At 70.3% G+C, this 18,072-nt stretch carries 16 protein-coding genes and 1 pseudogene; 8 read left to right on the top strand and 9 right to left on the bottom strand.

Annotated features, from left to right (window positions below):
- The first annotated feature begins 133 nt into the window (after window positions 1–133).
- Window positions 134–598: a PPOX class F420-dependent oxidoreductase gene (locus QF037_RS15770; protein WP_307025710.1), complete on the top strand. Its 465-nt coding sequence runs from the start codon at window positions 134–136 to the stop codon at window positions 596–598.
- Window positions 599–699: 101 nt separating this feature from the next.
- Here QF037_RS15770 and QF037_RS15765 read toward each other — a convergent pair whose 3' ends face one another.
- Genes QF037_RS15765 through QF037_RS15755 form a run of 3 tightly spaced genes read right to left on the bottom strand, consistent with a single transcriptional unit; the run spans window position 700 to window position 3,822 of the window.
- On the bottom strand, window positions 700–1,527 hold the full coding sequence (locus QF037_RS15765) for a carbohydrate ABC transporter permease (protein ID WP_373463730.1): 828 nt from the start codon (window positions 1,525–1,527) through the stop codon (window positions 700–702).
- Between the two features lie 41 nt (window positions 1,528–1,568).
- Window positions 1,569–2,429, bottom strand: coding sequence for a carbohydrate ABC transporter permease (locus QF037_RS15760; protein ID WP_307025707.1), 861 nt, complete (start codon window positions 2,427–2,429; stop codon window positions 1,569–1,571).
- A gap of 10 nt (window positions 2,430–2,439) precedes the next feature.
- Window positions 2,440–3,822, bottom strand: a complete 1,383-nt coding sequence (locus QF037_RS15755; RefSeq protein ID WP_307025704.1) for an extracellular solute-binding protein — start codon at window positions 3,820–3,822, stop codon at window positions 2,440–2,442.
- A 230-nt stretch (window positions 3,823–4,052) separates the two neighbouring features.
- On the opposite strand from QF037_RS15755, the gene QF037_RS15750 reads away from it, so the two are divergent.
- The gene (locus tag QF037_RS15750; protein ID WP_307025702.1) at window positions 4,053–4,601 is read left to right on the top strand and encodes a hypothetical protein; all 549 of its coding nucleotides are present in this window, start codon (window positions 4,053–4,055) and stop codon (window positions 4,599–4,601) included.
- Here QF037_RS15750 and QF037_RS15745 read toward each other — a convergent pair.
- Together QF037_RS15745 and QF037_RS15740 are read right to left on the bottom strand one after the other, a co-directional pair.
- Window positions 4,588–5,277, bottom strand: a complete 690-nt coding sequence (locus QF037_RS15745) for a response regulator (RefSeq protein ID WP_266887881.1) — start codon at window positions 5,275–5,277, stop codon at window positions 4,588–4,590. The two genes, QF037_RS15750 and QF037_RS15745, sit on opposite strands and share 14 nt — an antisense overlap.
- 818 nt (window positions 5,278–6,095) lie before the next feature.
- Window positions 6,096–7,736 (bottom strand): annotated as a pseudogene (locus QF037_RS15740) (sensor histidine kinase); the annotation flags it as partial.
- A 152-nt stretch (window positions 7,737–7,888) separates the two neighbouring features.
- On the opposite strand from QF037_RS15740, the gene QF037_RS15735 reads away from it, so the two are divergent.
- A complete protein-coding gene (locus QF037_RS15735) occupies window positions 7,889–9,271 on the top strand; it encodes a cation:dicarboxylate symporter family transporter (protein WP_307025700.1) in 1,383 nt (460 codons plus the stop codon).
- A 93-nt stretch (window positions 9,272–9,364) separates the two neighbouring features.
- On the opposite strand, the gene QF037_RS15730 is transcribed toward QF037_RS15735, so the two are convergent.
- Window positions 9,365–9,982 (bottom strand): TetR/AcrR family transcriptional regulator, encoded by a 618-nt coding sequence (locus QF037_RS15730; protein WP_307025698.1) that lies wholly within the window; start codon window positions 9,980–9,982, stop codon window positions 9,365–9,367.
- Window positions 9,983–10,107: 125 nt separating this feature from the next.
- Here QF037_RS15730 and QF037_RS15725 point away from each other — a divergent pair, with 125 nt between their 5' ends.
- Together QF037_RS15725 and QF037_RS15720 are read left to right on the top strand one after the other, a co-directional pair.
- Entirely contained in the window at window positions 10,108–11,781 is a 1,674-nt protein-coding gene (locus QF037_RS15725) for an MFS transporter (protein WP_307025696.1), read from the top strand.
- Between the two features lie 80 nt (window positions 11,782–11,861).
- Entirely contained in the window at window positions 11,862–12,632 is a 771-nt protein-coding gene (locus QF037_RS15720) for a DUF2127 domain-containing protein (RefSeq protein WP_307025695.1), read from the top strand.
- Here QF037_RS15720 and QF037_RS15715 read toward each other — a convergent pair.
- A complete protein-coding gene (locus tag QF037_RS15715) occupies window positions 12,629–13,069 on the bottom strand; it encodes a MarR family winged helix-turn-helix transcriptional regulator (RefSeq protein ID WP_307037182.1) in 441 nt (146 codons plus the stop codon). The genes QF037_RS15720 and QF037_RS15715 overlap by 4 nt on opposite strands.
- A gap of 91 nt (window positions 13,070–13,160) precedes the next feature.
- Here QF037_RS15715 and QF037_RS15710 point away from each other — a divergent pair, with 91 nt between their 5' ends.
- The 3 genes from QF037_RS15710 (at window position 13,161) to QF037_RS15700 (ending at window position 16,260) form a co-directional block, all read left to right on the top strand.
- The gene (locus QF037_RS15710) at window positions 13,161–13,802 is read left to right on the top strand and encodes a maleylpyruvate isomerase family mycothiol-dependent enzyme (RefSeq protein WP_373463729.1); all 642 of its coding nucleotides are present in this window, start codon (window positions 13,161–13,163) and stop codon (window positions 13,800–13,802) included.
- Window positions 13,803–13,896: 94 nt separating this feature from the next.
- Window positions 13,897–14,526, top strand: a complete 630-nt coding sequence (locus QF037_RS15705) for a hypothetical protein (RefSeq protein WP_307025691.1) — start codon at window positions 13,897–13,899, stop codon at window positions 14,524–14,526.
- Between the two features lie 123 nt (window positions 14,527–14,649).
- A complete protein-coding gene (locus QF037_RS15700; RefSeq protein ID WP_307025689.1) occupies window positions 14,650–16,260 on the top strand; it encodes an AAA family ATPase in 1,611 nt (536 codons plus the stop codon).
- On the opposite strand, the gene QF037_RS15695 is transcribed toward QF037_RS15700, so the two are convergent.
- Both QF037_RS15695 and QF037_RS15690 read right to left on the bottom strand, forming a co-directional pair.
- Window positions 16,239–17,135, bottom strand: a complete 897-nt coding sequence (locus QF037_RS15695; RefSeq protein ID WP_307025686.1) for an aldo/keto reductase — start codon at window positions 17,133–17,135, stop codon at window positions 16,239–16,241. The two genes, QF037_RS15700 and QF037_RS15695, sit on opposite strands and share 22 nt — an antisense overlap.
- 1 nt (window position 17,136) lies before the next feature.
- Window positions 17,137–18,051 (bottom strand): NAD-dependent epimerase/dehydratase family protein, encoded by a 915-nt coding sequence (locus QF037_RS15690; protein ID WP_373463728.1) that lies wholly within the window; start codon window positions 18,049–18,051, stop codon window positions 17,137–17,139.
- Window positions 18,052–18,072: the final 21 nt, after the last annotated feature.

The following is an 18,072-nucleotide window of genomic DNA, read 5'->3' as shown; positions in this document are numbered from 1 at the left end:
TTCGGCCAGGATCACGGATTGTAGGAACGTACGGTTCAGGCCCCGGTCGGGGGTGGCTGAAGATCGCCTGTCGGGTGGGCGGGGGTGGTGGCGAGGATGGCGAGCAGTGGCGTGATCGGGATTCCGGAAAGGCGTGTGGATCTTCGTGTACGAGGTGAATGGCAAGGTAGAGGGGCATATTCGCGAGCGCTTGCTGGCGCCGAACTTCTGGCACCTCGCGACGGTGGGGGCGGACGGGTCTCCGCAGGTCTCGCCCATGTGGGCGGATCTCGAAGGGGAGTACGTCATGGTCAACACGGCGATCGGGCGCGTGAAGGAGGAGAATCTTCGGCGCAATCCGAACGTTTCGCTGTCGCACCATGACCCCGAGAACCCCTACGACCGGGTGGAGATCCGGGGGCGGGTCGTGCGTTTCGTCGAGGGGGAGGAGGCGGAGCGGTCCATGGACCGGCTCACTCGGAAGTACATCGGGGAGGAGCGGTATCCGTGGTTGCTGCCCGGGGAGCGGCGGGTGATGTTGTTGATCGAGCCGGTGCGGGTGCGGAGGGTTGTGGGGGTGGAGCCGTTCCGTCCCGGGGTGTTGCCTGAAGAGGGGTAGGGGAGGTCGGCGGGACGGGGAGTTCAGGGGGCCCCTCATCGTCCTGATCGAGGCGGGCCGCATGCATGAGGCGATCGAGGCCCGCGCCCCAGCCGAAACCCTCACCCTTTGACCGCCCCGCCCAACGCGAACCCTCCGCCCAACCGCCGCGCCACCAGCACATAAAGCAGGATCACCGGCGTCGAGTAGATCACCGAGAACGCCGCCAACTGCCCATATGCCACCATCCCCCGGTTTCCGAAGAACTCGTTGATGCTCACCGCCGCCGGCATCTGATCCGGTGTGAGCAGCAGCATGAACGGGACGAAGAAGTTGCCCCACATCATGACGAACGAGAAGACCGTCACCACCGCCACACCCGGGCCCATCAGGGGGAGGACGATCCGGAGCAGGGACTGGAAGGGCGACGCGCCGTCCGTCCAGGCCGCCTCCTCCAGTTCCTTCGGTACGCCGTCCATGAAGTTCTTCATCAGCCATATCGCGAACGGCAGTTGAGACGCCGCGAAGAAGAAGATCGTGCCCTGGAGGGTGTCGATCAGGTTCACCTGGACGAACAGCGCGTACACCGGGACCATGATCGCGGTGATCGGGAGGCTCGTCGCGAAGAGGATCGTCAGAAGGAAGGGGCGGTTCAGGCGGGAGCGGAAGCGGGACAGGGGGTAAGCCGCCAGGGCCGCGCACACCACCGTCAGCAGCGTGCCGCCCCCGCACAGCAGCAGACTGTTCAGCAGCGGTGTGAACGTGATCTCCGGGGTCAGGACCGCGTCGAAGTGGGACAGGGTCACACCGTCGGGGAGCTTCACGCGGAGGTTCGCGTCCGGGTCCACCGAGGACAGGAGCACCCACGCCAGCGGGAGCATGAACGCGGCGGCCACCACCAGGAGGCCCGCGTCGGCGGCCAGGCGGTGGGTGGTTCTGCGGGATGCCATGGAGGCACTGGAGGCACTGGATGCCCTGGATGCCATCGGTGTCAGACCTCCGTCCGGAGCAGCCGCACGTACACCGCCGAGAACAGCGAGCCCACCACCAGAAGCAGCAGCGCCACCGCCGTGCCGTAGCCGATCATGCTCTTCTGGAACGCCTCCTCGTACATGAACAACGGCAGCGTCTGGCTCCTGCCGCCCGGGCCGCCCCTCGTCATCACCCAGATCAGGCCGAACACGGACAGGGTCTGGAGGGTGATGAGCATGAGATTCGTGCCGATGGAGCGGCGGATCATCGGGAGGGTGATGTGCCACATGCGGCGCCAGCCGCCCGCGCCGTCGACCTCCGCCGCCTCGGTGATCTCCTTGGGGATCTCGTTCAGCGCCGCCGAGTAGACCAGCATGGAGAACGCCGTGCCCCGCCACACGTTCGCGAACGACACCGCGAGGATCGGCAGGGTGAACAGCCAGTTCTGGGTGGGGAGATGGAGCCGGTCCAGGACGGCGTTCAGGGTGCCCTCGCGGCGGAAGAAGGCGTAGAGGAGGAAGCCGGCGACCACCTCCGGGAGCACCCACGCCGCGATGACCACCGCGCCGACGACCGTGCGCACCGGCTTCGACGCGCGCCGCATCAGGGCGGCCAGCGCCAGGCCCAGGGTGTTCTGGCCGATCAGCGCCGACACGACCGTGAAGACCAACGTCAGCCACACCGCGTTGAGGAACGCCTCGTCCCCGAAGGCCGTACGGAAGTTCTCGAAGCCGATGAACGACTCCTGTGCCTGGCCGGTGAGTTGGAGGTCGGTGAAGGCGATGTAGGCGCAGTAGGCGATGGGGCCGGCCAGGAAGAGGAGCAGGAGGATCACGGAGGGGGCGAGGGGGAGCGCGCGGGCGGTCCTCGTGAGTCTCATGGGAGAGGACTCACTTCTCGATCACTTTGCCGTCGGCCGCCGTTTTCAGCTCCTCGTCGTAGGCCCTCGCCGCTTCCTCCACCGACATGTCGCCCGTCGTCACACCCTCCATCGCCTCCTGGATCGCGGTGGAGACCTTCGGATACGCCGGGTAGGCGGGCCGGTAGTGCGTGCTCGCCACCAGGTCGGTGAAGAACGTGATGCCGGGCTGGGCGTCGGCGTACGCGGGGTCCTCGGCGACGTCCTTGCGGACCGCGATGCCGGAGTTGGCGATGTACCACTTCTGGGCGTTCGCCTTCGTCTGCATCGTCTTGATGAAGTCGAAGGCCAGGTCGGGGTTGGCCGCCTTCGACGGGATCGCCCAGGTCCAGCCGCCGGACATGCTCACCTTGCCGGGGTCCTGGCCGTGCTGTGTGGGCATGTACGCGAGGCCCAACTTCTGTGACCACTCGGGCCATTCGTGCCCGCTGCCCTCCAGCCAGTCCTGCGGGAGCCAGGAGCCGTCCAGGTCGATGCCGAGCTTGCCCTTGGGGAGGAGGTCGCCGCGGATGATGGTCTGGATGTTGGGGTCCAGGGCGGTCTCGACGTCCGGGCCGAGCTTCTCCTTGTAGACCGTCTCGACGAAGGAGAGGGCGTCCTTGAAGCCCTGGCCACCGGCGACCCACTTCTTGGTGGCGGTGTCGTAGAGGGGGTCCGCGGTGCCGTCGCCCGTGCCGTAGAGCAGCATCTCGAAGCCCTGCATCGTCGCGGCCTCACCTGCGGGTTTGCCGGTGTAGACGTTGAGGGGGGTGACGTCGGGGACCTTCTTCTTGATCGTGCGGGCGGCGTCGAGGACCTCGTCCCAGGTCTTCGGCTGCCAGTCGGCGGAAAGACCGGCCTTGGCGAAGATGCCCTTGTCGAACCACAGTCCCCGGGTGTCCGTGCCGTCCGGGACGCCGTACGTCTTCCCGTCCTCGGCCTTGGCCGCCGTCTTCGCCGTGTCGATGAACTGGCTCCAGTCCGGCCACTTGGCGAGGTAGGCGTCCAGGGGCTTCAAGTACCCGCTGGTGATGTCGGAGTTGATGAGGAACGTGTCCTCGTAGACCAGGTCCGGGGCGGTCTTGGGGGAGCGGAGCATCTGCTGGACCTTGGTGTAGTACTCCGAGTCCGGGGCCTTGATGGGGACGAGCTCGACCTTCTTGCCGGGGTTCTCCTTCTCGAACTGCTTCTTGATGCCGGCCAGGAACTCGTCCATCACCTTGATGGAGTTGTCCGTGGACTGCTTGAAGGAGACCTTCAGGGTGTCCGGGTCGCTTCCGGAACCGGAGCTGCACGCGGTGAGGGCGGTGGCGGTGAGGACGGCGGCGAGGAGTGCGGGGAGCGCGGTGCGAACGGCGGTGGGGCGCACGGGCATGACCTCCTACGGGCTCACGTGGGGGTGGCCTGGTGGCTGCCCGGTGAACGTAGGGGGAGTGGTCTAGTCAGGTCAATGAGTCTGCGCCGGATTGGGTGCCCGAGTCTGCCATTCCTCCCTGTCCACCCGGGACTTGTCCCCGTCGGCCCGATCACAGGGGGTCGAGTCCCTCCCTTAAAGTACGGCCAAGTGACCTGCGCGGGGACGCCGTCGGGACCAGGGGAGAGCTGATGCCGGACCAGCACGACGTCACCGTCGGGCAACTGCTCCTCGCCGAGTACCAGACCCTCAAGGACGAACAGAAGACCCGCATCGGCTTCCGCGACAACCTCCTCTACGTCACCCTCACCGTCGTCGCCGCGGTCATCGCCGCCACCGCCCAGGCGAAACGCCCCGACATGCTGCTCGCGCTCCCGCCCGTGTGCGTGGTGCTCGGGTGGACGTACCTCGTCAACGACGAGAAGATCTCCGCGATCGGCCGGCACATACGCCATGACGTGGGACCGAAGCTCGCCCAACTCGCCCGGTCCGAGCACGCGTTCACCTGGGAGACCGTCCACCGCTCCGACGCCCGCCGGCGTCAGCGCAAAGTCATCCAGTGCGGGATCGACCTCCTGGCCTTCTGCGTCGTACCCCTCGCCGGGCTCACCGTCTACTGGGCGGCGGGAGAGAACGGCGCCGGACTTCTCGTCCTGTCGCTCGTCGAGGCGCTGACCGTGATCGGGCTCGCGTCCCAAGTCGTCGTATATACAAGGCCGTTCGGTCCTACGGCCCCTTGACCCACCGGTACTGCAACTCCGGCCGTCCCACCGTCCCGTACTGCGGAGCCCGCGCCGCCCTCCCCGCGTCCACGAGATGCTCCAGATACCGCCGGGCGGTGATCCGTGAGATCCCCACGACCTCCGCGAGTCCGGTGGCCGTCAGTCCCTCCCCGCTGTCCCGCAGCGCCACGGTGACCCGTTCCAGCGTCGGGGAGCTCAGCCCCTTCGGCAGCGCCGCCGGTCCAGGCGCCCGCAGTGTCGCCAGCGCCCGGTCCACCTCGTCCTGTCCGCTCGCCTCGCCCGCCGACGCGTGGAACTCGGCGTAGCGCACCAGCCGGTCCCGCAACGTGGCGAAGGTGAACGGCTTCAGAACGTACTGGACGACACCCAGGGAGACACCCTCCCGTACCACCGTCAGGTCCCGCGCCGACGTCACCGCGATCACGTCCGCCTGATGTCCGGCGGCCCGGAGCGAGCGGGCGAACTGCAGACCGTGCACGTCGGGGAGGTGCAGGTCCAGCAGGAGCAGGTCCACCGGCGTACGGTCCAGCAGGCGCCGCGCCTCCGCGCCGGTGTGCGCCTTGCCGACGGCCGTGAAGCCCTGCACCCGGTTGACGTACATGACGTGCGCGTCCGCGGCGACCGGGTCGTCCTCCACGACCAGGACACGGATCGGCTGTGGCTGGGTCGTCATGCGTCGCCTCCAGAAGCGGTACCCCGCGAACCTGCGCCCTCCGGCGCGGCGCCCCCACGCTCGGAGCTCTCCGGTTCGCCACCCTCCGGCCCCGGGGTCCGCGGCTCGATCCCCACCGGTACGGCACCTGTCGTCGACGCATCGTCGGACACCGCCGCGCCCACCGTACGCCCGCCCCCCACACGGCCGCCCCGCGAGGCCTCCCCACCGCTCCCCGTCGAGGACACGCCCCCGACCTCCGCTTCGCCCCCGGCCTGCCCTCCGCCCCGAGCCTCCGCCTCGCCCGCCCCGCTCCCGGTGACCGTCTCGCCTCCGACGTTCCCGGTCCCCGCTGTGCCCTCGATGCTGCGGGTCTCCACCGCGCCCCGGGCCCGCTCGTCGTCCCGGGTCTCCGCTGTGCCCTCGATGCTGCGGGTCTCCACTCCGCCCCGGGCCCGCTCGTCGTCCCGGGTCTCCGTTGTGCCCTCGATGCTGCGGGTCTCCACTCCGCCCCGGGCCCGCTCGTCGTCCCGGGTCTCCGCTGTGCCCTCGATGCTGCGGGTCTCCACCGCGCCCCGGGCGCGCTCGTCGTCCCGGGTCTCCGTTGTGCCCTCGATGCTGCGGGTCTCCACCGCGCCCCGGGCGCGCACCCCGCCCCAGGTCTCCACCTCGCCCCGGACCCGCACGTCGCCCCGGGTCTCCGCCGTGCCCTCGACGCTGCGGGCCTCCACCCCGCCCCCGACCCGCACCTCGCCCCGGGTCGCCGCCGCGTCTCCGACGCCCCCCGCCTCCGCGGCGCCCCGGGTCTCCGCCTTGCCCTCGACGCTCCCGCCTTCCCCGTCGCCCCCGGCCCGAGCAGCCCCCCGCGCCCCGGCCTCGGCCGGGCCCCCGCCCCGCAGCGGCACGCGAACCTCGAACTCTGCCCCGCCCCCGGCAGCCTCCGCCACCGTCAGTGTTCCCTCGTGGCGGCCGACCGCCTGGCGTACGAGGGCCAGGCCGAGCCCTCGGCCGCCCGGGCCCGCCGGCTTTGTCGAGAAGCCTCGCTGGAACACCGCCTCCGCGTGCGCCGGGTCCACGCCCCCGCCGGTGTCGGAGACGCGCAGGATCAGTTCGTCGGCCTCCGTGTACGCCGTCACCGTGACCCGCGCGCCCACGCTGCCCTGCGCCGCGTCCACCGCGTTGTCGATCAGATTGCCGAGGATCGTCACCAGGTCGCGTGCGGGGAGCGAGGCCGGCAGGAGGCCGTCGTCCAGGCGGCTGTCCTCCGACACCACCAGCTCCACGCCCCGCTCGTTCGCCTGTGCCGTCTTCCCGAGCAGCAGGGCCGCCAGCACCGGTTCGCTCACCGCCGCCACCACCTGGTCGGTGAGCGCCTGCGCGAGCTCCAGTTCGGCCGTGGCGAAGTCCACCGCCTCCGCGGCCCGGTCGAGTTCGATCAGCGAGACGACCGTGTGGAGACGGTTCGCCGCCTCGTGCGCCTGCGAGCGCAGCGCCTGGGTGAAGCCGCGTTCGGAGTTCAACTCGCCCATCAGGGACTGGAGTTCGGTCACGTCGCGCAGGGTCACGACCGTGCCCCGGCGGTCTCCTCCGGACACCGGTGACGTGTTGATGACCAGGACCCGGTCCGCCGTCAGGTGCACCTCGTCCACCCGTGGCTCCGACGCCAGCAACGCGCCCGTCAGGGGTGCGGGCAGGCCGAGTTCGGCCACCGAGCGGCCCACCACGTCATCCGCCACGCCGAGCAGCTCCCGGCCGCCGTCGTTGATCAGAGCCACCCGGTACTGCCCGTCCAGCATCAACAACCCCTCGCGCACCGCGTGCAGCGCGGCCTGGTGGTAGTCGTGCATATGGCTGAGCTCGGTCGCGTTCATGTTGTGGGTGTGGCGGCGCAGGCGGGCGTTGATGACGTACGTGCCCACCGCGCCCAGCGCCAGTGCGCCCGCGGCGACGCCCAGCAGGGCCGTCAGCTGGCCCTGCACCCGCTCGCTGATCGCCTCGACCCGGATACCCGCGCTGACCAGGCCCACGACCTTGCCGTCCGCCTCGATGGGGGTGACCGCGCGGACCGAGGCGCCGAGCGTGCCCGTGTAGGTCTCGGTGAAGGAGTCGCCGCGCAGGGCGGGGGTGATGTTGCCGAGGAAGTGCTTGCCGATCTCCTCCTCGCGGGGATGCGTCCAGCGGATCCCCTTCGGATTCATGATCGTGACGAAGTCGACGTCGGCGTCGTGCATCACCCGCAGCGCGTACGGCTGGAGCTTCGCCGAGGGATCGGGCGTACCGATGGCCTCCCGTACGGAAGGGGCGTCCGCGACCGCGCGGGCCACCCCCATCGCCTGCCGGCCGGCCGCGTCCTCGGCCTGGCTGCGGTCACTGACGTAGGTGAAGAGCGCGTACCCGGCGACGAGCACCGCTATCAGCACGGCCTGCATGGCGAAGAGCTGGCCGGCCAGGCTGCGGGGTCTCGGGACCGGGATGTGCATGTCGTCAGTGTGCCTCCGACAGTAAGTGTGAACTAAATGAACGGAAGGGTGACCGCCCTCACAGGGCGGGAGATAGTCACGGCATTCCTCTAAAGCCCGGACGTGAGCCGCACGCCGGTGACAACCGACGAAGACGTCAAAGGAGGGCAGCCGTGGCCGCCAGCACCCCCGAAACCGCATCTGCCGCGCCCGCCAAGCGGGACCGCACCCATTATCTGTACATCGCGGTGATCGTCGCGGTCGCCATCGGCATTCTTGTCGGCATGGTCGCGCCCGACTTCGCCGTCGAGCTGAAGCCCATCGGTACGGGCTTCGTGAACCTGATCAAGATGATGATCTCGCCGATCATCTTCTGCACGATCGTGCTGGGCATCGGTTCGGTACGGAAGGCCGCCAAGGTCGGTGCCGTCGGCGGTATCGCGCTGCTCTACTTCACGATCATGTCGATGGTCGCGCTGGGCATCGGCCTCGTCGTCGGCAACATCCTGGACCCGGGCACCGGCCTCGCGGTGACCGACGCGGTCAAGGACGCCGGTCACGCACAGGTCGACGCGGAGGCCAAGGACACCACCGAGTTCCTGCTCGGCATCATCCCGACCACGATGATCTCCGCGTTCACCCAGGGCGAGGTCCTGCAGACGCTGCTCATCGCCCTGCTCGCCGGGTTCGCGCTGCAGGCCATGGGTCCGGCCGGGGCGCCGGTCCTGCGCGGTGTCGAGCACATCCAGCGGCTCGTCTTCCGCATCCTCGCCATGATCATGTGGGCCGCTCCGATCGGTGCCTTCGGTGCCATGGCCGCCGTCGTGGGCTCCGCCGGCGTGGACGCGCTGAAGGACCTCGCCCTGCTGATGCTGGGCTTCTACACGACCTGCATCCTGTTCGTCTTCATCGTGCTCGGCACGCTGCTGCGGGTGATCGCGGGCCTCAACATCCTCACGCTCTTCAAGTACCTCGGCCGTGAGTTCCTGCTGATCCTGTCGACCTCCTCCTCCGAGTCCGCGCTGCCGCGGCTCATCGCGAAGATGGAGCACCTGGGCATCAGCAAGCCCGTCGTCGGCATCACCGTCCCGACCGGCTACTCCTTCAACCTCGACGGCACCATGATCTACATGACCATGGCCTCGCTGTTCATCGCCGACGCCATGGGTACGCCGATGTCGATCGGTGAGCAGATCCCGCTGCTGCTCTTCCTGTTCGTCGCCTCGAAGGGCGCCGCCGGTGTCACCGGTGCGGGTCTGGCCACGCTGGCCGGTGGTCTGCAGTCGCACAAGCCGGCCCTGGTGGACGGCATCGGCCTCATCGTCGGCATCGACCGCTTCATGAGCGAGGCCCGCGCCCTCACCAACTTCGCGGGCAACGCCGTCGCCACGGTCCTGATCGGTACCTGGACCAAGGAGATCGACCGCGAGCGCGTCGACCAGGTCCTCGCCGGTCACCTCCCGTTCGACGAGAAGACCCTCCTCGACGACGGCCACGAGACCGCTGTCGCGGATGTGCCGGAGCAGGGCGGCGAGAAGGAGCTGGCGAAGGCCTAGAGCTCGGGGCCCAGCCCGCGAGGGCAACAGACTCCGGGCGGCTGAGAAGCTCCCCCGTCGCTCAGCCGCCCGGGCCACGACTGGCAGTACAACTCAATCGCTCAGCTTCGCCACCAGTTCGGTGGCACGAGAGGCGGGTACGCCCGCCGCGGTCAGTACGGTGACCGCGGCGGAGCGGCCCGCCTCTTCGGGTGCCAGGAGGCCGTCGTTCACCGCCTCCATCACCGCGAACACCAGCTGCTCGTGCACGTACGCCAGGGCAGGCACGGGCAGTGGCGAGACGAAGACGCCCGCTTCCAGGCCGCGCCGCAGCAGCTCCTCGCTGGACTCGCGCACCGGCGCCAGACGTTCCCGGATGCCCTGCATCGTCACGCTGCGCTGGGCCAGCGCGACCAGGATGCGATAGCGGTCGGCGACCTCCCAGACCGCCAGGGTGGAGGCGGCCAGCGCCTGTGCCGGGTCCTCGACGTCCTTGCGGCCCGCCTCGTCGGCGGCCGCCACCGCTTCCACGGCTCCGTCGACGAGCGTGCTCACCAGCGCCTCACGGCTGGGGAAGTGCCCGTACACGGTCCGCCGTACGACTCCCGCGGCGCGCGCGATCTGGTCCATGGACGCGTCCGGATCGCGCAGCAGCTCGGCGAGCGCCACGTCGAGGATGCGGCGGCGGTTGGCGTCGGCGCGGCTGGTGTTACCCGTGGTCATGGACGCCATTGTGCCTCTTTCCTCATCGACTTGCACAGTGCTGTGCAGTGAGCGTACATTGCACAGTGTTGTGCAAATGCACAGCGCTGTGCAACCCGTGGAAAGCAAGTCCGCTGAGGAAGGCCACCCCTGCCATGCGACTCGTCATGACCGAACCGGTCGAGAGGATGGACCGCCCCTACGCCCGGCGTTGGTGGGCGCTCCTCGTCCTCTGTCTGAGCCTGCTGATCATCGTGATGGCGAACACCGCCCTCACGGTCGCCGCGCCCGCCATGACCGAGGACCTCGGTCTGTCCAGCGCCGATCTCCAGTGGGTCATCGACGGCTACACCGTCCCGTACGCCGCGCTGATGCTGCTGCTCGGCGCGATCGGCGACAAGTACAGCCGCCGCGGCGCCCTGCTGCTCGGCCTGGTCGTGTTCGGCGGCGGGTCCGTCTTCGGGTACCTCGCCGACAGCTCTACGACGGTCATCGCGGCACGTGCCGTGATGGGCACCGGCGCCGCGATGATCATGCCGGCGACGCTGTCCCTGCTCGCCTCGACCTTCCCGCGCGCCGAGCGGGCCAAGGCGATCACCGTGTGGACCGCCACGTCGGGCGTGGCGATAGCGGCCGGTCCGCTGGTCGCGGGCGCGCTCCTGGAGAACCACGACTGGACCTCGACGTTCCTCATCAACGTTCCCGTCGCCGCGCTCGCGATCGTCGGCGCCCTGGTCCTCGTCCCGCCGTCCAAGGCCAGGGACAAGGGCCGGATCGACTACGTCGGCGGACTGCTGTCGGTGGTGTGGATCGGCTCGCTGGTCTACATGATCATCGAGGGCCCGCACTTCGGATGGGGTGCGAAGGCGATCGGCGCCGCCGTCGTCGCGGCCGCCGGACTGCTGGCCTTCGTCCTGTGGGAGCTGCGTCACCCGCGCCCCGTCGTCGACGTCCGCCGCTTCACCGACCGCGGTTTCGCCGGCTCCAACCTCGCCGTCGCCCTGTTCTTCCTCGCCGTCTTCGGCGCCTTCTACTACCTCACCCAGCACCTCCAGTTCGTCCTCGGCTACAGCGCCCTGGAGACCGGCCTGCGCATGCTGCCGCTCGCCGGCGCCGTCTTCGTCGGCTCGGCCCTGACCGGCTTCCTCACCCCGCGGGTCGGCATGAAGTGGACGGTCACCGCGGGCATGGTGGGCGGCACCGCGGCGCTCGCGCTGCTGACCCAGGTGGACGCGGGTTCGTCGTACGGCGATTTCGTCGCCCCGCTCGCCGTCCTCGGTCTGGCGATCGGCCTCGCCCTCTCGCCCGCCACGGACGCGATCATGGGGGCGTTCCCGGAGTCCGAACTGGGCGTCGGCGGCGCGGTGAACGACACCTCGATCGAGCTCGGCGGCTCGCTCGGCATCGCGATCCTCGGCTCGCTGCTGGCGACGTCGTACTCCGGCCACCTCGCCGATGCCACCGGCGGCAGCAAGCTCCCGGCGGCCACGCTCGACATCGCGCAGGACTCGGTCGGTGCCGGGTACGCCGTCGCGCAGGGCATCGGGGAGCAGGCCCGGCAGGTCGCCGGACAGGCCGCGAAGGCGACGGACCCCCAGCAGGCCGCCCAGTTGAAGGCGCAGGCCGATCAACTCGCCGCCGGGGCAAAGCAGATGGCCGAAGCGGTCGGCTCCTCCTTCTCCGACGCGGTCGCCCACACCAGCCTGATCGGAGCCGTGGTCCTGGGCGTCGGCACGGTGCTGGTCGCGGTGCTGCTGCCGGGGCGGAAGAAGGCGGCGGATCCCGTCGAGGCGGCCGCGGAGGAGAAGGAGTTGGCCGGCAGCCGCTGACTCACCGAACTCTTACCCCCTCCCGGTAGCGTGCCGCGTCTGTCCAGTACAGGCGCGGCACGTCGGTGGAGGCACGGGGGATGGCGATCGACTGGGACCGGCGGACGTGCGCGCGGCGCGGACATGTGACGTACGCGCCGGACGACCCCCGGCTGCGGGCGAGCCTGCACGCCGAGACCGCCCTCGGGGAGGTCTGGCGCTGTCTGCGCTGCGGCGACTTCGCACTGGGGGAGCCGCACGGTTCCGGGCCGGCCTCCGAAGCCCCGCTGGTGCCGCGCGGCAAGGTCCTGCGCGACCTGTTCATCCTGCGCTTCCTCGCCGTCGAGCGGGCGGTGCGCGGGGTGTTCATCGTGCTGGTGGCGCTGGCGGTCTGGAAGTTCAGCAACAGTCAGGACGCGGTGCGCAGCCTCTTCGACGAGTATCTGGACGTCTTCCGCCCGGTGTTCAGACACTTCCACTACGACCTCGACCACTCACCGGTCGTGGGCACCATCCAGAAGACCTTCGGCTACCGCCACAACACCCTGCTCCTGGTGGCGGTGCTGCTTCTGGCCTACGCCGTGATCGAACTCGTCGAGGCGGTCGGCCTCTGGTACGCCAAGCGCTGGGCGGAGTATCTGACGGTCGTCGCCACGGCCGCGTTCCTCCCTCTGGAGATCTACGAACTCACCGAGCACATCAGCTGGTTGAAGATCGCCACGCTGGTCCTCAACATCCTCGCCGTGGTCTACATCCTCCTGGCCAAGCGCCTGTTCGGCCTGCGCGGCGGCCACCGCGCCTTCGAGGCGGAACGGCGCACTGCCTCGCTGTTGGAGGTCGAGGAGGCGGCGAAAGCGGGAGCCCCGGCCTAGGCCCAGGGGTCCGTGATCTCCCGCAGCAGCGTCAGGGCCTCGCGCAACTGTTTCATCCGCCGCCTGCCCAGGTGCTCCTCCCACTCCTTCTCGACCTCGGTGACCACCGCGTCGGCGACCTCCTTGGCCGCCCAGGCCTTCGCGGCGCCGCGGACCAGGCGGGCGCGTCGGTCCGTCGGGTCCGGGACCCGTGTCACATAGCCCGCCTTCTCCAGCTGGTCGACCAGGAAGCCGGCGGTCTGCTTGGTGATCTGGGCCTGTTCGGCCAGTTCCGTCAGACGCGTGCCCTCGGGGCCGATGCGCTGCATGACCCGGGCCTGGGCGGGCGTGAAGTCGTCGAAGCCGGCCTCGGCCAGCGCGGCGAAGACGCGGTTCTCCAGCGCCCGGTACGGGAGGAACAGGAGCACGCCCGTGGTGAGCTCGCTCTCCGGCACCATGGTCGACGCCTCCGGTCCGTATCGCTTGACATTGGTCAGAGTCACTGACTAATTTGGTCAGAGAAGCTTACCACTTGAGTGGGTGATTTCCGTGGGTGCTGTCTCGGATGCCGCGCTGGACACCGACGAGCTCTGGCAGATCGTCGATCGGGAGCGCGCGAGCCTGGCCGACCTCCTGGAGGGGCTGCGCCCCGAGGAGTGGGAGACGCGCACGCGGTGCGGGGACTGGCGGGTGCGGGACGTCGCCGCGCATCTCACCGTCGCGGCACGATTCACGTACGGGCAGGTCGTCCGGGAGATGGTCCGCGCTCGCGGCGACTGGAACCGGATGATCCACGACTCGGCCGTACGCGAGGCGGGGCGGCCCGTCGCCGAGATCGTCGCCAACCTGCGCTCCATCATCGGCTCCCGCCGCCTCGCCCCCACCACCTCGCCCCGCGAACCCCTCATCGACCTCCTCGTCCACGGCCAGGACATCGCCCTCGCGCTCGGCCGGCACCGCGAGATGCCCCCGGCCGCCGCCCGCGACTGCGCCGACCGGGTGTGGACCATGCGCTTCCCGCCCCGCCCCTGGCCACTGCCGAAGGCCCGCCTCGTCGCCACCGACATCGAGTGGACGCGTGGGGCGGGGGAGGAGATCCGCGGCCCGATCTCCGCACTGCTGCTCCTGCTGACGGGACGTACGGAGGCGGCGGCACCACGCCTCGACGGGACGCTTCCGAAGGCCGGCTGAACGGGGGATGGGGGCCCGGTCACGCCTCCCGGCAGACGTCGTGACGGGTCGTGCGAAGATCCGGAGCCGACCATTCGTCAACCGGGAAGAGCGCATGCGTACCACCGCGATCAGGGCCGCACGGACAGTGGCCGCCGCCGCAGGGGCGGTTCTCGTCACCGGATGCGGCGGCGACGGCGCACCCGCCACCGTGACCGCGGCGACCGCCCCGGCGTCCTTCGGGCAGGAAGGGGTGCGGGGCGACCTGGAAGCGGCCGGCGCGGCCGCCGGGCTGCCGGAGGGGAGGACCGAGGCGGGGTACTCCCGGAGCGGCCGGGCCGCCAGTCCGGCGACCACCGCGGAGGAACGGAAGCTGGCCGCACTCATCACCCGGCTGTCACCTTGCGTGGTCTCCTGGTCGACCGAGGACTCAGGGTTCTCGACCCCCGCGACCCCCGCGACCCCCGCGACCCCCACGACCGACTCGGCCGACCCGCGTCGGCAGCTCGACGTCGTGCTGGCCGGCCTCGAGAAGCGGGCCTGGAAGAAGTCCGCACCGTCCACCGAAGCGCCGCTCACGGAGAACGGCACCTACTTCATGGCCGGCTACAAGAAGCAGGGCTGGACACTTCACGCCCGGCACAGCAGCCTGCGGACCTGGAGCCGGTCCACCGTCATGGTCACCGAAGACGCCTGCTTCAGCCGGGTCACCGAAGAGGAACAGGCTCTGCTCGACGCCACCTGAGTGACGCCTCCCGTCCCTTTCCGGTCTGTTCGCGACCACTACCCGAAATGCTTTGACCCGTGGCCCGCAGGGGCGCACGCTGGAGAACCCTGGGGCCTGGGGCAGAGCGACGCGGAGGCGGACATGGGGGAGCCCGGTGGGGTGGAGATCGTCAGCAGTGCCGAGTACGAGGCGAGGTACGGGAAGGACCGCGAGCCCTCGCCGCTGTCGCTGGACCGGGTCAACGAGCTGTTCCACGAGTTCCTCATGGCGGTCGCCCGCCCGAACCGCACCGACGCCGACGGCAGCCGCGACCTCGCCAAGCGGCTCCGCGACCACCTGGGCTCGGCGCCGGCGGACCGCCCGGTGGTGAAGGCCGCGTACGCCTCCTACGACCTGCCCAACGTCCACCTCGCCCTGGAACGCTGGTTCGCCGCCGACGGCCGTACGCATGAACTGATCGGCATGCGCGGCTCCCAGCACCACGGCGAGCTCACCCTCGGCGACATCCTCGAAGTAGCCGACCGCCACCAGCGGTTCGTGATCGGCGCCGTCGACTACGCCCACCTGCCCGTCTCCCCGGACGAGGAACTGGCCTGCGTCTCCTGCGGGTTCTACCTCGGCACCGAAGGCGAGGAGCGGTTCGCCGTCCTCCTGCGCGGCCCGCAGGACGAGTACGGACGCAACAAGGTCGAGCTCGAAGTCCTCGCCGGAGACAAGGAGTTCGGGGACCGCTTCCTCGCCGAGATCGACGCCCTCCTGCGCGAGCACAACGTCTTCCGCGGACAGGTCCTCTCCTTCGAGGGCTCGGAGTTCGGTCACGGCCTCGGACCGTTCCGCTTCCACCGCCGCCCCGGCCTGACCCGCGACGACATCGTGCTGCCGGCCGGACTCCTGGACCGCGTGGAGCGTCAGGTCGTGGGCGTGGCCCGGCGCCGCGAACAGCTCCGCGCGGCGGGTCAGCATCTGCGCCGGGGCCTGCTGCTGTACGGCCCGCCCGGCACCGGCAAGACGCACACGATCCGCTATCTCCTCTCCCACCTCCCGCAGTTCACGGCGGTGATCCTGTCCGGCGAGAGCATCAGGGCCATCGGCCCGGCCTGCGCCCTGGCCCGGATGCTCCAGCCGGCCCTCGTCGTCCTGGAGGACTGCGACCTCATCGCCGAGGCCCGCGACTACGGCGGCGGCGAACAGCCCCTGCTTTTCCAGGTCCTGAACGAGATGGACGGCCTCGGCGACGACGCCGACGTGACCTTCCTCCTCACCACCAACCGCGCCGACCTCCTCGAACCCGCCCTCGTGCAGCGCCCCGGCCGGGTCGACCTCGCCGTCGAGATCCCCCTCCCGGACGCCGCGGGCCGCGCCGCCCTGCTCGGCCTGTACGGGAGCGGACTGGGCCTCGGCCAGGACATCGCGGACGAGGTCGTGGCCCGCACGGAGGGCACGACCGCCTCCTTCGCCAAGGAGCTGGTACGCCGGTCCGTGCTCATCGCCGCCGAGCGCGAAGCGGCCCGCACCGAGGCGCGGGACGTCCGCGAGGCCCTCGACGAGCTGCTGTCCGACGGAGACCGGCTCACCCGCCGGCTGCTGGGGGTGCGGGGCGCCGAGGACATCGAGGACGAGGACTGGATGACGGACGGCGACGAGGACGGGAGAGGAGGGGCGCAGGCCGTCAGGGGGCCGGGCCCGGGGCCGGGCCTGTACCCGGGGTACCCGGGGATGCCTCCCGGCCGTTACGAGCCGCCGTTGCGCTGAGCGTCCAGCCGGGCCAGCTCCCGCGCATTCAGGACGAGGTCCGCCGCGCCCGCCGAGTCCCGGATCGTCTCCGGCCGGCTCGCCCCGGGAATCGGGATCACGGTCGGCGCCTTCGCCAACAGCCAGGCCAGACACACCTGTTGGGGGCTGACCCCGCGCTCGGCCGCGACCTCGTGGAAGGCGCCGAAACGTCCCGCCCCCGGCAGCCGAGACGGTCCGTCCAGCGCGCTGCGCGAGATACCGCCCAGCGGACTCCAGGGCAGGAACGCCAGACCGAGCTCCGCGCACAGCCGCAGCTCGGCCTCGCTGTCGCGTACCTCGGGGGAGTACCGGTTCTGCACCGACACCAGCCGGTCACCGAGGATCGCGCGGGCCGAACGGATCTGCTCCCCATCGGTGTTGGAGATCCCGGCGAGGCGGATCTTGCCCTCGTCGAGCAGCTCCCGCAGTGCGCCGACCGACTCCTCGAAGGGCACGGCCGGGTCGGGCTTGTGCAGCTGGTAGAGACCGATCGCCTCGACGCCGAGCCGTTTGAGGGAGCCTTCGGCGGCCCGCTTGAGATGGCGCGGGTCGCCCGTCACCGTCCAGCCGCCGTCGGCCGGACGGCCTCGGCCGCCCTTTGTCGCCACCAGCACGTCGGACGTGTCACCGCCGTACGCGGCGAGGGCGCGGGCCACCAGCAGTTCGTTGTGGCCGGGTTCGGCGCCGGGCGGATGGTACGAGTCCGCGGTGTCGAGCAGGGTGACGCCCGCGTCCAGTGCCGCGTGCACGGTGGCCAGGGCGCGCCGCTCGTCCGGGCGGCCCTCCAGGGACAGCGGCATCGCGCCCAGCCCGACGGCACTCACCCGCAGATCGCCAACTGTGCGGTACCGCATGTCAGTCGCCGCCCTTCCCGAGGGTCTCTGCGATCGCCGTGGGCAGCCACTGCCGTACGTCGCCGAAGGGGAAACCGAGCCGTGCGGCGCGGGAGTTGTCCATGCCGTAGGAGCGGGAGAAGGAGAACGGCGAGACCTCGCCGACCTCGACGAGCTGGAGCACCACCTTGCCCCGGGGCAGGTGTGCGGTCACCGCCTCGCACAGCTCCACGGTGGTCAGCAGACCGTGGGAGGCCGCGTTGACCGGCCCCGTGAACTCCTCGCCGGCCGACCACGCCAGGAAGTCGGCGATCTCCTCGACGTGGATGTAGGTGGCGGGCTGGTTCGAGAAGGGCACCGCGATCGGCTCGCCGGCGCGGATGCGGGAGGCGTAGTGGTCGAGGCGTCCGGTGAAGTCGTCGTCCCCGCCCAGCACATGGGCCACCCGGACGGCCGCGTACGGGAAGTCCGGAGCGGCCGCGAACACCGCCTCCGCCTGCCGCTTGCCCTCACCGTAGTGGGTCTCCAGGAACTCCGGGTCGTCCCAGGGGAGTTCGGTGTCGACGGTCACCGTCAGCGGATCGACGGCGTCCTCCCGTACGAGCGCGATGGAGTCCTCGTACTCGTACACCTCGACCGTCGACGTCATCACATAGCGTCCGGTGCGCCCCGCGAAGACCCGGCGGGCGATCTCCGCCTGCCGCGGGGTGTAGCAGACCTGGTCGACGACGACGTCGAACACCCGTGGACCGAGCGCGTCCGTCAGGGACCTCTCGTCGTTGCGGTCGGCGACCAGATGGGTCGCGCCCGGCGGAGGCGGCGAGGATCCCCGATTCAGTACGGTCACGCGGTTTCCGGCGGCCAGCAGCCGTGCGATGAGGCGCTTGCCGAAATAGCGATTGCCGCCGATGACCAGTATCTCCCGTGCCTTTTCCATGACCATAATTCTCCCGGCGTA

It is taken from the genome of Streptomyces canus (assembly GCF_030815415.1).
GTDB lineage: Bacteria > Actinomycetota > Actinomycetes > Streptomycetales > Streptomycetaceae > Streptomyces > Streptomyces canus_F.
The sequence above is the reverse complement of the archived record's forward strand: the minus strand, read 5'-3'. Positions and strand labels throughout refer to the sequence as shown.